Genomic DNA, 13,296 nt, shown 5'->3' with positions numbered 1-13,296 from the left:
TCAGAATAATTGGATTTAATATTTTTGCAATATGGATGTAACTATTGAAAAAAGTTGGAAAGCACTGCTGAAACATGAATTTGAAAAACCTTACTTTAAAAATCTTGCAGATTTTGTAAAAGAAGAGTATAAGACTAACCGTTGTTTTCCTCCTGGCAACCTCATTTTTAATGCATTTAATAGTTGTCCTTTCAGTGCTCTTAAAGTTATTATTATTGGTCAAGATCCTTATCATGGCATTGGTCAGGCTAATGGTTTATGCTTTTCGGTAAATGATGGTAATTCATTTCCACCTTCATTAATTAATATTTTTAAAGAGCTAAATACAGATTTGAATATTCCTTATCCTAGTTCTGGCAATTTAGAATCTTGGGCTAAACACGGAGTATTACTCTTAAATGCTACGTTAACAGTAAGAGCACATAAAGCAGGAAGTCATCAAAACAAAGGCTGGGAGAAATTTACAGATGCTGTTATTAGAGCAATTTCTGAGAATTCAGAACATAAAATATTTTTATTATGGGGAGGTTTTGCCAAAAAGAAAGCAAAACTTATTGATACTAATAAGCATTATATTTTAACGAGTGGTCATCCTTCGCCTTTGAGTGCAAATAGAGGGTATTGGTTTGGTAATAAACACTTTAGTAAAACTAACTCCCTGTTGGAGCAAGCTGATTTTCAGCCAATTGATTGGTCTCTACTTTAGGTTTTGGTTGAATGGTTTTAGAGACAGTAGGTTTCTTAGGTGTTTTGTTACAGCTTAAAAATAGTAGTAGAAAGTTTAGTACAACTAAAGACAATAAGATTAGAGTAATTTTCAATATCATACTAGCACATTTATTTGAGACAAAAGTTAAATTGTGTTAAACAAATTTAACTAATTTTTTATCATACAGAAATTTTAGTGATAAATAATTGAATAATAGCCCTTTAAATCGATGAACTTAAATTTTTTCGGTTAAAAGAGTATAACTCACTTTTTTAGGAATAATATCTAAGCTTAATAAGGTATTTTGAACAAGCTCTATGGTTTGTTTATCTATTAAAGATTGTGACCATTCTGTAATTGATAACCATTCTCTAACATCTTCTAATTGTTGGTCGTATCTATTGGCTATCGTTCTATCTATACTAGGAATAACTTTAAACTCTGAAGTTGTACTATTAATAATATCTAGAATAGTTTTTAAATCGTCTTTATGATTTTTAATAAAAGATTCGGTTACTGCAATTACAAAACATGGCCATGGTGTAGGACATTCGTCTATTCTTCTAAATACACCATCATCCACAATAGGTTTAGTGGTAAATTTTTCCCACATAAAGTAATCTGCATCACCTTTAGCTAGACCTTCAACAGCGCCATCCAAATTTTTAATAACTTCAAACTTTAGATCCTTTTCTAAATCCCAATCATTGCGTTCTGCATTTACATATGCCATAAGGTGAGATCCAGAACCAAACCTACTTATAGCAGCTCTTGTTCCCTTTATATCTTGTACTGTTTTAAACTTAGAATGATCAGCTACATGAACTCCCCAAATTAAAGGCGATTGCACAAAAGTCTGAACAATTTTAGAAGGATTTCCTGCTATAATATCTTTAATAATGCCTTCGGTTAAAATAACTGCAATATCAATTTCATTGTCTCTAAGTGCTTTGCACATAGCGCCTGTACCTCCATAATAATCTTTCCATCTCAAATTAATGCCTTCATTTTTATATTCGCCATTTTTAAGCGTAAGATACCACGCTAAATTAAAATGCTCAGGAACACCACCAATTCTAACATTCTTCATATTTATTCAACAAGTTTATCTAAAGTGTATTTAATTAAATTATCAACAACAGACTTAGCGTTTTCACTAAACTGACCTAAAGGTCTATTAGCGATTATGGCATTCATAGATATAGCATTGTGTCCTAAAAGCTTAGCTAACCCATAGATTGCAGCTGTTTCCATTTCCATATTGGTAATGGTTTTTCCGTTATAATTAAAACTTGATAGTTTTTGATTTAATTCATTGTTTTGAAGTGGCAAACGCAACACTCTACCTTGTGGCCCATAAAAACCAACGTTAGTTGCAGTACAACCCAAAACCGTTTTTTGTGAAGACAGTTTACTAATTAATATCTCACTACCATTGACGACATAGGGATTTGACTTAGATTTGTCCCAATTAGTATGTACAACAAGAGCTTTAGTAAAATTAAGATCTTGAATGTTTTTAGCTCGATAAAAGTGTAACAAGCTATCAAATCCAATTGCTTTTTCACTTATCAAATAAGAATCTACAGGAATATCCTTTTGTATAGAGCCAGAGGTACCTATTCTTATAATATCTAACGATATAAGATTTTTATTAATTTCTCTATTAGACAAATCTATATTAACTAATGCATCTAATTCATTTAATACAATATCTATATTATCTGTACCAATACCTGTGGATATTACTGTAAGACGTTTCCCTTTATAAAAACCAGTTTGTGTATGGAATTCTCGTTTTTGGACCTTAAACTCAATAGAATCAAAATAGCGAGTTACAGCCTCTACACGATCCTGATCACCAACAGTAATAATAGTATTTGAAATTTGCTCTGGTCTTAAACTTAAATGATAAACACTACCATCGTCATTTAATATGAGTTCTGAATCTTTAATAGGCATTCAATACCGTTTTTATAAGTTTATTTTCTTGCTTATTAAACTGAAAATCTAATCTATCAATCTTACCAAAGGTCATATTATCATTTACATCCAAAGCATAATTTCGATGATAGAGTAACACTTCATGTCCTTTTCTGTTGAGAATTAAACGCGCATTGTCTTCTGTTATAAATATGGAAAGATTATCTATCATTCTCGATAATTGCATATCTCCAAACCCATAGTAGCCTTGATAGTTTAAAGCATATCCTAAAAGATGATGCCTAGACTTTATCTCATACGTATTTAATAAAGACAATATATTGAACTCTAGTGTGCTTAAACCGCTTTTAGAATCTGGAAATCGTTTAAGATGAGCTTTAAGGCAACAACCTAAATATTGGAATGAAGATTTTTTTGTTATAAAAGGTTTTAATAAGTTATGATCCTGACCACAATAAACATTCCAAACATCTTTAGCAATTTCAATGTCTTCTGCAGTTAAGAGAATTCTCTCTTTAAAATGCTGGTCAATTTGCTCAGCACTTAATTCTCCTAGGCCTTTGAGGTTATCCTCACCAGCAATTCTTCCGCTACATACCAAAGAAATTGGAACAGCATTCTTTTTTTGAATCAGTAGACTAATAACAGCGACTAGATTTATATGACAAAACAAATCATACTCAAACCAAAGAATAATCTCAGAATATTGGTCAGTATTATCTAGCTTATGTAATTCATTTTTAAATTCGTATTCATCAATTTCTATATCGTAGTACTCATTTAGAAACTGTTTTCTCTTAGAGAGGTAACTGTCAGTATTAATCTTTACCTCTGTTGGTCCTTCACAAAGCATTTCGTGCCAAGTGAGAAAATGGCCTTTAAAGTCGAGCTCATTTAAATAACTGGTAAGACTGCTACCATTTGTAATATGAAGTGGTTTTTTTTTCATTAGCCTCCAACGCGTTTTACTTTAAAGCCTTTGTCTTTTAAAAAAGCCATGATTTTATCTCTGTAGTCTCCTTGTATAATAATTTTGTCGTCTTTAAACGAACCTCCAACACTTAGCATAGTTTTTATGTCTTTAGCTAAGATTTTAAAATCTGAAGTTGCACCATTATAGCCTTCAAGTATAGTCACAGGTTTACCTTTACGTTTTTCGTACTTGCAAATAATCGGTTCATCTTGTAACCAAACGTTAGACGTATCTTTAGTATTATCTTGTTCTTCGATTTTATGGTCAGGAAACAGGTTTTTTAATTGATCTTGTAAATCCATTGTTTTTTAGTTTTCAAGTGAAGTACGCAGTCGTAATTTGTCATAAAAAGACTAATCACCGTGACTATCTACTTTTTTATAAGACCAAGTTCTACAAGACGTTCATTTAAAAATTCACCTGCAGTTATATCAGTAAACTGCTTTGGATTATTCTCATCGATACAACTCTCTAACACATCTAATTTCATTTCACTTATTGGATGCATAAAAAACGGAATAGAATAACGAGAGGTTCCCCAAAGTTCTCTTGGTGGATTTATAACACGATGTATTGTTGATTTTAATTTATTATTAGTATGTCTAGACAACATATCACCAACATTAATCATCAATTCGTCTGGTTCAGCGATAGCATCAATCCAATCACCTTGATGATTTTGGACCTGTAAGCCTCGTCCTTGAGCTCCCATTAATAGTGTAATAAGATTAATATCACCATGAGCTGCAGCTCTAACTGCATTTTTTGGTTCCTCAATAATTGGAGGATAGTGAATTGGCCTTAATATAGAATTACCGTTATGAATAAAATTATCAAAATAAGTCTCTTCTAAACCAACATACAATGCTAATGCTCTAAGCACATATTTAGCTGTTTTTTCTAACATTCTGTAAGTTTCCTTACCAACTTTATTAAACTCTGGTAACTCTTTAACATCAACGTTTTCAGGATATTCTTTCCTACGCTCTTCATCATCCTCAACATACTGACCAAAATGCCAAAACTCCTTAAGATCACCTTCTTTTTTACCTTTAGCACTTTCTTTCCCGAAAGATACATAGCCTCGTTGACCACCAATCCCAGGGATTTCGTAACTACGCTTTACGTCTACAGGAAGTTTAAAGAAATTACGAACTTCACCATAAAGTCTATCTACAAGTTCATCATCTAAAAAATGTCCTTTTAGAGCCACAAACCCAATATCTTCATAGGCTTTACCGATTTCATTTATAAACTTTTGTTTTCTGTCGTTATCTCCGGAAAGAAAATCTTTGAGATCGACACTTGGAATTCTGTCCATGTAAGTAAAATATTTAATTGTAAGAATATTACAAATGTAACGAAAACATTGAAACGTAAATGATGTAAATAAACTAGATTGCTAATTGCAAAATTTAATTACATTTGAATATTGAACTTGCTATACTAAAAACTTATGCATACCTCTGCTAAGCGTTCTATTTCTTACAATAAAAGAAACCTCAGTAATAAAACGCTTTTAAAACTGTATCGTAGCATGCTTAAACCTCGATTGATCGAGGAAAAAATGCTTGTATTATTACGTCAAGGAAAAATCTCCAAGTGGTTTTCTGGTATTGGACAAGAAGCAATATCTGTAGGTGTTACAATGGCTTTAGATAAAGAGGAATATATTCTGCCAATGCATAGAAACCTTGGCGTATTTACTACTAGAGAGATCCCTTTACATCGACTATTTTGCCAATGGCAAGGTAAAATGAGTGGTTTTACTAAGGGTAGAGATCGATCATTTCATTTTGGGACTCAAGACTATAATATTGTAGGTATGATATCGCATTTGGGACCTCAATTGGGAGTTGCAGATGGTATAGCTTTAGCAAACTTATTAAAGAAAAATAAAAAAGCAACTGTAGTTTTTACTGGTGAAGGAGGTACAAGTGAAGGTGATTTTCATGAGGCATTAAACGTGGCGTCTGTATGGCAATTACCTGTTATTTTTTGTATTGAAAATAATGGCTATGGTTTATCTACACCTACTTCAGAACAATATCATTGCAAAAATCTAGCTGATAGAGGTAAAGGTTATGGTATAGAGTCTTTTATTTTAGATGGTAATAATGTCGTTGAAGTATTCTCTAAAGTTACCAAACTGGCACAAAGCATACGTAAACGTCCTAGACCAATTCTCATAGAATTTAAAACGTTTAGACGTCGCGGACACGAGGAGGCTAGTGGTACAAAGTACGTTCCTAAAGCGTTGATGCAAGAATGGGAAGCAAAAGATCCAATTGAAAATTTTAAACAATATCTGTTAGAACAAAAGATACTTTCTGAAAAATTACACCTAGAATACACAGAAGATATTAAGAATGAAATCGACGATAATTTAAAATCTGCCTTTGCAGAAGACGATATTATTCCTAATTTAACTACTGAGTTAGGTGATGTATATAAACCCTTTGATTATAAGGAACATAAGCCAAAGTTAAAAGCAAAAGAAATTCGTTTTATTGACGCCATTTCAGATGCGCTTAGGCTTTCTATGAAACGACATAAAGATTTGGTAATTATGGGACAAGACATTGCTGAATATGGTGGTGTTTTTAAAATTACTGATGGCTTTGTAAAGCAATTTGGAAAAGAACGTGTTCGTAATACACCAATCTGTGAATCTGCTATTGTTGAAGTCGGAATGGGATTATCTATCTCAGGAATAAAATCTATTGTAGAAATGCAATTTGCAGATTTTGTAAGTTCTGGATTTAATCCTATCGTAAATTATTTAGCAAAATCGCATTACAGATGGAATCAAAATGCTGATGTTGTGGTACGTATGCCATGTGGAGCAGGCGTAGCTGCTGGTCCATTCCATTCACAAACCAATGAAGCATGGTTTACAAAAACACCTGGATTAAAAGTAGTATATCCTGCTTTTCCATATGATGCCAAAGGCCTTTTAAACACTGCAATTAATGATCCTAATCCTGTATTGTTTTTTGAGCATAAAGCATTATACAGAACTATTAGACAAGATGTACCTAGTGATTATTATACATTGCCTTTAGGTAAAGCCTCAATTATAAAAGAAGGTGATGACGTTAGTATTATTACTTATGGCGCTCCAGTACATTGGGCTTTAGAAACCTTAAAAGCTAATACAAATATTTCTGCTGATCTTATTGATTTAAGATCGTTACAACCTTTAGATTATGACTCAATTGTTGCTTCAGTAAAAAAGACTGGAAAAGTTATTATTCTACAAGAAGACTCGCTTTTTGGTGGTATTGCTTCTGATATTTCAGCATATATTATGGAACATTGTTTTGAATATTTAGATGCACCTGTAATACGTGTAGCTAGTATTGAGACACCTATCCCTTTTATAGGTCAGTTAGAAAATCAATACTTAGCAAAAAATAGATTTGAAACAGAACTCAAAACCTTAATTACCTATTAAATAAAAAAACCAACACGGATTAGGTGTTGGCTTTTTAAGATAATTCTAACTCAATTTTTACAATCATAACTTCATAGTGTCTAAATCGTCTTCAAATCCGTTTGAAGCATCGATTATTTTTGATAATACCTTCATAATTGTTCTGTTTTTTTGATTGATGATTAAAAGATCGTTATCTAAAACGTCTTTTGCTGTTCCAAGAATACATTCTACTGTCTTGGTTTTTACTTGTAATTTGATTGCTGTCTAAAGTTCTCATAATGTTTGATTTTTAATTGATGTATACTATATAGACGACATGATCTTAAAAATGTTACAGTACTATGCATAACAAAGTAATGATTTAACATATTTTAACTATTTAATGTAACTTAGAAGCATGAGACAACTTATACTATTACTAGCATTAATAAGTATACTTATGTTTAGTTGCAAAAGAGTAGAGGATTGCTCAACTAAAACTATTGAGGTTACAGCAACTGCCTACAACTCTTTAGCCTATCAAACTAGTAGCAATCCTCATATCACTGCATTTGGTGATAGTTTAAAACCTGGTTTAAAATACATAGCTGTATCAAGAGACTTACTAGATTCTGGTCTCGTTCATAATACCAAAGTTAAAATTCAAGGTTTTGATAGTCTTTACATTGTAAAAGATAAAATGAATAAACGCTGGAGACAACGTATAGATATTTATATGGGAACAGATGTAAAAGCCGCTAAAAATTGGGGCAAAAAAAAGGTGAATATTCAATATTGTATTCCCAATATTAAAACAGAAACTATTGAGTGAGCCTTCTGGTTTTTGCTTCAGAAAGAATAAAAGGATATGCTTCTTTTACTTGCTTAAGTTCATCCTTTGATAGTGCATCAACAGTTTTATTAAAGTATTGTGTAGCATAATCTTCTCTAAGCTGATAATAGGCTTTAGTTATTTCATCTTGTACCTCTATAAATGTACCATAAGTAGTTTGCTCTGCATGCTGAAGAGACACAACAGCTTTCTTTGGATTATCTGATGAATCAGATTTAGAAAGCCCTTGACAGTAATTACATGTACCATCACCATTATTATCTATAAAAGATGCAATAACAGCTTGCAAATCTGTTATAGAAATTAATTCGTCTTCTACCATTAATTCGTCATTTTTATTTATAAAGATGTTTAAGACATTTCGTTCGTGTATTTCAGCATTACAAATAGTATTAGGTGGACAATCTGGTGGTAGTTGTCTCAGAATTCCTTTGTCAGCTGAAATCGTCGTAGTTACCAAAAAAAAGATAAGCAATAAGAAGGCAATGTCTGCCATTGAACCAGCATTGACAGCACTGTCAATTCGTCTAGAAGTTTTCATAATTAAAGTATTTATAATGTTAATAGAATTAATAGTTCACAAAAACGATACCAGTAATTACTTTGTATAGTTGTTAATTGTTGTTAACAATTGTCGGAAAAAGTGAGTTTATAGCTTAATTTTGCAAAGTTTTTCAATTGAATAAATGAGCAATCAGACCACTATAATTTCACAAGACAGTAGAAAACGATTATACGACTACCAGTTAGCAGATCTTAAACGCATTTTTGATGTGTTAGAAAATGCACCTCATAACTATAATCTATTATATCAGTTACCAACAGGAGGAGGCAAAACTGTTGTGTTTTCTGAAATCGTTAGACGTTATATTAAAGATTACCAAAAAAAGGTTGTTATTCTGACTCATCGTATAGAACTATGTAAACAAACCTCTAAAATGCTTGAGGGCTTCGATGTGCATAATAAGGTTATTAATAGTAAGGTAAAAGAACTACCAGATCAAGACCAATATCAGTGTTTTGTTGCTATGGTAGAAACCCTTAACAATAGACTTAATGACGACCAATTAGAATTAAAAGATATTGGATTAGTGATTATTGACGAAGCGCATTATAATTCGTTTAGAAAGCTTTTTAAATTTTTTGATCATTGCTTTATTCTTGGTGTAACAGCAACACCATTGAGCTCTAATATAAAATTGCCAATGCACGATCATTATGATAAATTGATTGTTGGTGATGATATTTCTACGCTAATTAAAAATGGATTTTTAGCTGAAGCTGAAACTTACAGTTATGATGTAGAGCTTAATACTTTAAAAATTGGAATCAATGGTGATTATACAGTAAAATCTTCAGAAGCACTATATACCAATTCACTTATGCTCAGCAAACTTATGTATGCATATGAAGAGGTTAGTAAAGGTAAAAAAACACTGATTTTTAATAATGGAATCCATACCTCTAAAGAAGTTTTTTATTCTTTTGATAAAGCTGGTTACAACATTAGGCATTTGGATAACACAGCCTCTAAACAAGAGCGAAAAGATATTTTAAATTGGTTTAAAAACACACCTGATGGTATTTTAACCTCAGTAAGCATACTTACCACTGGTTTTGATGAACCTACTGTAGAAACTATTATCCTCAATAGAGCAACAAGATCTCTGACATTATATTTTCAGATGATTGGTCGTGGTTCTAGGATTTTGGATAATAAATCAAAATTCAAAGTTTTAGATCTAGGTAACAATTTTGCGCGCTTCGGACCTTGGAATCAGCATGTTGATTGGCAACATATCTTTAAATATCCAGATATGTATTTAGAGAATCTTAGAGATGACGAATCCATAGAACGTGATTTTGTTTATGTAATGCCACCAGCTTTAAAAGAGAAATTTAAAAAATCAGAATCTTTAGAGTTTGATGTAAGAGAAAATTATAAGGAAGTTATAAAATCTGGTCAAAAATCAATGAAAACCATTGAGCGTTCTATAGCTCAACATTCTATTATCTGTATTGAAAATAGTGAAGATGTCTATGAAGCAAGAGCTTTAGCAAAATTGTTAAGAGACGAAATCTACTATCGTGTAAAGCAATACTCATATTGCATAATGAACAGCACGCAAAACTACAGAGATTGGTTATTTGAAGAATACAACAGAAAACTGCGTGTTAGTTTTAATGGTAAGTTTTAACGTTTTGTTTAAACCAATGCAATAAAAAATACGTTTTCTTTGATTTAGGTATGGTTTTTGAATTCATTACGACAAAAATTGTATCTTTAATATGATTATAAGTCATTGATTGCTATGAGATTTACAATCACTCTATGTTTTCTTTTCTTAAGTCTTGGACTTTTTGCACAAATAGATAGCAAAAAGAAGAAGTCTATTCGTATACCTGCAAGAGAAGTTAAAGAAAAGAAAGACTCTACAAAATCAGACCTAAAAAAAGAAGTTAAAGACAAAACAGGAGGGAAGGTTGGTGTTAACAAAATAGATAATATCAATTTTAAGAAAACTACAATAGACTTTAATAAGAATAAGAAAGAGTTTTCAATGTTTGATAGTAACAGACTAAAGCATTCTGGGGAGTTATTTCAGAAAAATTTAGATAAGCAAACCGCTGATGTTGAGGCTATTGTTCACACCTTATCTGACCAATTTTTGGGTGAATATGATGTTAAGGTAGAGTTTGTAAATATTATTTGCAGAGATTATGGTGCTGAGGATGGCGACTACATCAAAATATTATTAAATGAAAATACCGTTATACCTAGAATACGATTATCTAACAATTTTAGAAGAGTAAAAATCGACTTAGTTGATGGTGAAAATGTTTTAGATTTTAAAGCTTTAAACCAAGGATCGCAAGGTGCTAATACAGCGTATTTTGAAGTATATGACGATAACGGAAAACTCATTTCCTCTAAAGAATGGGCTTTAATGACTGGCCAAAAAGCAACAGTTATTTTTAGAAATCAGAAGCCAACTTCCGATTAATACAATACTACTAATACAAAAAAAGCAATTAGATATTAACTAATTGCCTTGATTTTAATTCAGATGTTTTAGTGTAAAACTCTTCTAATGGGTTTTCATCTTATCTTTTCTACGTTCTAATTGTCGTTTAAGCTCTTTTATGGATTGTTGTATAGCGTCTTCAAATGTAGATTTAGACGATTCTGTAAAAATAAGAGGACCAGGCACACTAAGCTGTATGCCACAGATCATTCCTGAATCTCTAGATTCAGTATTTTCAGATTTAAAATATACAGTAGCCTTTATTATAAAAGGATTATGATCAAAAAGCTTTGCTAGTTTTTTCTTTGTGAAATCTTCCAATCGATCACTAGAAGCAATTTTATGATACTCAAAATTTACAGTCATAATTGTTATATTTAGTTATATAAATATACTACAGAATTGAAGCTTTATTAAATGATTAATATCATATTAACACATTCTCATCATTTTATGGTGCTTTACCAATAAAATCATAACTTTAATACAACAAAATTTCTCAAGCTAATTATATTATTATGCGTACAAAATTAATAAGTATAATTGTTTTTTTTCTTATCCAAAATATAACGCTTTCTCAAGAGCAAATCTCTTCAGAACAATGGCAAAACGATTTAAAATACTTGCAGCATACAGTTAACGACAATTATCCTTTCCTATTCAAAAAAGTAACTTCTGCTAAGTTTAATGATGAAATAGAAGCGTTGTACAAGGCAATTCCAAATTTGCAACCAGAAGAAATACCAGTTGCGTTCTCAAGAATCGTGTCTTTATTTGAATATGGTCATACGCAATTGCCATTTGGAGCATTAGCAGATGATGGAATACTGCCCATTAATATTTATGAGTTTTCCGATGGTATTTATATTGAAGGCGCTCATAAAGACTATCAATCTATCATAGGAGGGAAGCTTATTAGCATTGAAAATATGGCTATAGCAGAAGTTTTAGACCTCATAAGACCTGTTGTACCTGCAGAGAATGATAGTTTCTTTAAAGCTTATGGATTGCGATATGCTTTACTACCAAATGTTCTTTTTGCGCAAGGCGTAATAAAGGTTTACAAAACTAATATTACTATTACTGTAGAAAAAAACGGCAAGCTAATTACTGAAACTTTGTTACCTATATCGTATGATAATTATTCCGTGGAGTACAGCTTTACTAAAGCTGATGAGAACTGGAAAAGCATAAGACAAGAAGGTGAGAAACCCTTGTATTTAGAACAATTAGACAAAGTGTATTATTTTACTCATTTACAAGCTACTAAAACACTCTATGTTAGGCATAGTCGGATTGCTAATGATAAAACTATAGATACTAAATCCTTTTATAAATCGGTTTTTGACTTTGCAGACCTTAATGATGTAGAAAAATTGGTACTAGATGTAAGGCTCAATGGTGGTGGTAACAATTACCTAAACAAACCCATAATTACTGGTCTTATAGGATCAAAATTTAATAAAAAGGGAAAGCTCTTTGTGATAATTGGCCGACGAACATTTTCGGCATGCCAAAATCTAATTAATGAATTTAGTAATTATACCAATGTTATTTTTGTTGGTGAACCTTCTGCAGAAAACCTTAATTTTTATGGCGATACGCGCAAGGTAGTACTACCAAGCTCTAAATTAGCAGTGTATTTATCTTTTGCATGGTGGCAAGATAAACCGCAATGGGAAAATAAGGAATGGACAATTCCGCATATAGCAGTAGAACTAGATTTTAAATCGTACCAAAACAATAACGATCCCATTTTAGAAGCAGTTTTAAATTATAAAGATTCTGATTTTATTTTAGATCCTATGGCACATTTAACGCAGTTATTTACCGAAGGTAAATTTGAAGAGGTAAAGCGAGATGCTAAAAAGATTGTTAATAATCCACAGTATAAATACTCAAATTTTGAAGAAGAGTTCTTACAAGCTGGAAATCGTTTAATGGGAAGTGGAGATTTACAAGCAAGGAAATCTGCATTATTTATTTTTGAAATGGTTACAGAAACTTATCCAAAATCTATAAGTGCATATTATAGCTTAGCTAATGCACAGGAATCGTTAGAGTTAATAAAGGAAGCTATACAATCCTATAAAACTATTATAGAGCTTGATCCAGATAATGTCTTAGCAACAATAGCTGCCAATAAAATAAAAGAGTTATCTAATAAAAGGTAGAGTATATAAATACCTTAATGACCCTAACAGTGTAATAAACTATGAAGTAACAAATATTATCTATTTTACATAATATAAATTATAGTACATTTTATAACAATTAGCGAAATAGCGCTTTTAGGCGATATTTGACATAATTGCAGATATAATGTCTTCAGACTAATATCGATAGTAATTATGTACAAGCTAATTGTGGCTT

Annotated in this window: 13 protein-coding genes; 6 read left to right on the top strand and 7 right to left on the bottom strand. The window is 31.5% G+C overall.

The window, feature by feature from the left end; translation table 11 throughout:
* Positions 1–31: 31 nt before the first annotated feature.
* Positions 32–706 (top strand): uracil-DNA glycosylase, encoded by a 675-nt coding sequence (locus tag RM697_RS09450; RefSeq protein ID WP_311427639.1) that lies wholly within the window; start codon positions 32–34, stop codon positions 704–706.
* Positions 707–944: 238 nt separating this feature from the next.
* On the opposite strand, the gene RM697_RS09445 is transcribed toward RM697_RS09450, so the two are convergent.
* The 5 genes from RM697_RS09445 to RM697_RS09425 all read right to left on the bottom strand — a co-directional run bounded on the left by RM697_RS09445 (position 945) and on the right by RM697_RS09425 (position 4,947).
* Positions 945–1,799 (bottom strand): substrate-binding domain-containing protein, encoded by an 855-nt coding sequence (locus RM697_RS09445; RefSeq protein ID WP_311427638.1) that lies wholly within the window; start codon positions 1,797–1,799, stop codon positions 945–947.
* Positions 1,800–1,801: 2 nt separating this feature from the next.
* Positions 1,802–2,671, bottom strand: coding sequence for a nucleoside phosphorylase (locus RM697_RS09440; protein WP_311427637.1), 870 nt, complete (start codon positions 2,669–2,671; stop codon positions 1,802–1,804).
* Positions 2,661–3,602, bottom strand: coding sequence for a DUF1835 domain-containing protein (locus RM697_RS09435; protein ID WP_311427636.1), 942 nt, complete (start codon positions 3,600–3,602; stop codon positions 2,661–2,663). Before RM697_RS09435 ends, RM697_RS09440 begins: the two co-directional genes overlap by 11 nt.
* Complete coding sequence (locus tag RM697_RS09430) at positions 3,602–3,928, bottom strand: translation initiation factor (protein WP_311427635.1); 327 nt, start codon at positions 3,926–3,928, stop codon at positions 3,602–3,604. The genes RM697_RS09435 and RM697_RS09430 overlap by 1 nt, the downstream gene beginning before the upstream one ends.
* A gap of 68 nt (positions 3,929–3,996) precedes the next feature.
* Positions 3,997–4,947 (bottom strand): isopenicillin N synthase family dioxygenase, encoded by a 951-nt coding sequence (locus tag RM697_RS09425; RefSeq protein WP_311427634.1) that lies wholly within the window; start codon positions 4,945–4,947, stop codon positions 3,997–3,999.
* A 135-nt stretch (positions 4,948–5,082) separates the two neighbouring features.
* On the opposite strand from RM697_RS09425, the gene RM697_RS09420 reads away from it, so the two are divergent.
* Both RM697_RS09420 and RM697_RS09415 read left to right on the top strand, forming a co-directional pair.
* Complete coding sequence (locus RM697_RS09420; RefSeq protein WP_311427633.1) at positions 5,083–7,083, top strand: alpha-ketoacid dehydrogenase subunit alpha/beta; 2,001 nt, start codon at positions 5,083–5,085, stop codon at positions 7,081–7,083.
* 379 nt (positions 7,084–7,462) lie between these two features.
* A complete protein-coding gene (locus tag RM697_RS09415; protein ID WP_311427632.1) occupies positions 7,463–7,876 on the top strand; it encodes a 3D domain-containing protein in 414 nt (137 codons plus the stop codon).
* On the opposite strand, the gene RM697_RS09410 is transcribed toward RM697_RS09415, so the two are convergent.
* Positions 7,866–8,438, bottom strand: a complete 573-nt coding sequence (locus tag RM697_RS09410) for an ExbD/TolR family protein (protein WP_311427631.1) — start codon at positions 8,436–8,438, stop codon at positions 7,866–7,868. The two genes, RM697_RS09415 and RM697_RS09410, sit on opposite strands and share 11 nt — an antisense overlap.
* Positions 8,439–8,583: 145 nt before the next feature.
* On the opposite strand from RM697_RS09410, the gene RM697_RS09405 reads away from it, so the two are divergent.
* Together RM697_RS09405 and RM697_RS09400 are read left to right on the top strand one after the other, a co-directional pair.
* Complete coding sequence (locus RM697_RS09405; protein ID WP_311427630.1) at positions 8,584–10,095, top strand: DEAD/DEAH box helicase; 1,512 nt, start codon at positions 8,584–8,586, stop codon at positions 10,093–10,095.
* A gap of 114 nt (positions 10,096–10,209) precedes the next feature.
* On the top strand, positions 10,210–10,902 hold the full coding sequence (locus RM697_RS09400; protein WP_311427629.1) for a hypothetical protein: 693 nt from the start codon (positions 10,210–10,212) through the stop codon (positions 10,900–10,902).
* Between the two features lie 84 nt (positions 10,903–10,986).
* Here RM697_RS09400 and hpf read toward each other — a convergent pair whose 3' ends face one another.
* On the bottom strand, positions 10,987–11,289 hold the full coding sequence (gene hpf / locus RM697_RS09395; RefSeq protein ID WP_311427628.1) for a ribosome hibernation-promoting factor, HPF/YfiA family: 303 nt from the start codon (positions 11,287–11,289) through the stop codon (positions 10,987–10,989).
* 152 nt (positions 11,290–11,441) lie between these two features.
* Between hpf and RM697_RS09390 the strand changes: the two genes are divergently transcribed.
* Positions 11,442–13,097 carry a S41 family peptidase gene (locus RM697_RS09390; RefSeq protein ID WP_311427627.1) on the top strand — a complete coding sequence of 552 codons (1,656 nt, stop codon included), beginning with the start codon at positions 11,442–11,444 and terminating at the stop codon, positions 13,095–13,097.
* Positions 13,098–13,296: the final 199 nt, after the last annotated feature.

Origin of the sequence: Microcosmobacter mediterraneus (assembly GCF_031846265.1) — a bacterium.
In the GTDB taxonomy this organism is placed as follows: domain Bacteria; phylum Bacteroidota; class Bacteroidia; order Flavobacteriales; family Flavobacteriaceae; genus Microcosmobacter; species Microcosmobacter mediterraneus.
The sequence above is the reverse complement of the archived record's forward strand: the minus strand, read 5'-3'. Positions and strand labels throughout refer to the sequence as shown.

What these genes read in the sequence shown, in the direction of transcription:
- RM697_RS09450 (WP_311427639.1), top strand. Translation starts at nt 32, where the DNA reads ATGGATGTAACTATTGAAAAAAGTTGGAAAGCACTGCTGAAACATGAA.
- RM697_RS09445 (WP_311427638.1), bottom strand. Translation starts at nt 1,799, where the DNA reads ATGAAGAATGTTAGAATTGGTGGTGTTCCTGAGCATTTTAATTTAGCG.
- RM697_RS09440 (WP_311427637.1), bottom strand. Translation starts at nt 2,671, where the DNA reads ATGCCTATTAAAGATTCAGAACTCATATTAAATGACGATGGTAGTGTT.
- RM697_RS09435 (WP_311427636.1), bottom strand. Translation starts at nt 3,602, where the DNA reads ATGAAAAAAAAACCACTTCATATTACAAATGGTAGCAGTCTTACCAGT.
- RM697_RS09430 (WP_311427635.1), bottom strand. Translation starts at nt 3,928, where the DNA reads ATGGATTTACAAGATCAATTAAAAAACCTGTTTCCTGACCATAAAATC.
- RM697_RS09425 (WP_311427634.1), bottom strand. Translation starts at nt 4,947, where the DNA reads ATGGACAGAATTCCAAGTGTCGATCTCAAAGATTTTCTTTCCGGAGAT.
- RM697_RS09420 (WP_311427633.1), top strand. Translation starts at nt 5,083, where the DNA reads ATGCATACCTCTGCTAAGCGTTCTATTTCTTACAATAAAAGAAACCTC.
- RM697_RS09415 (WP_311427632.1), top strand. Translation starts at nt 7,463, where the DNA reads ATGAGACAACTTATACTATTACTAGCATTAATAAGTATACTTATGTTT.
- RM697_RS09410 (WP_311427631.1), bottom strand. Translation starts at nt 8,438, where the DNA reads ATGAAAACTTCTAGACGAATTGACAGTGCTGTCAATGCTGGTTCAATG.
- RM697_RS09405 (WP_311427630.1), top strand. Translation starts at nt 8,584, where the DNA reads ATGAGCAATCAGACCACTATAATTTCACAAGACAGTAGAAAACGATTA.
- RM697_RS09400 (WP_311427629.1), top strand. Translation starts at nt 10,210, where the DNA reads ATGAGATTTACAATCACTCTATGTTTTCTTTTCTTAAGTCTTGGACTT.
- hpf (WP_311427628.1), bottom strand. Translation starts at nt 11,289, where the DNA reads ATGACTGTAAATTTTGAGTATCATAAAATTGCTTCTAGTGATCGATTG.
- RM697_RS09390 (WP_311427627.1), top strand. Translation starts at nt 11,442, where the DNA reads ATGCGTACAAAATTAATAAGTATAATTGTTTTTTTTCTTATCCAAAAT.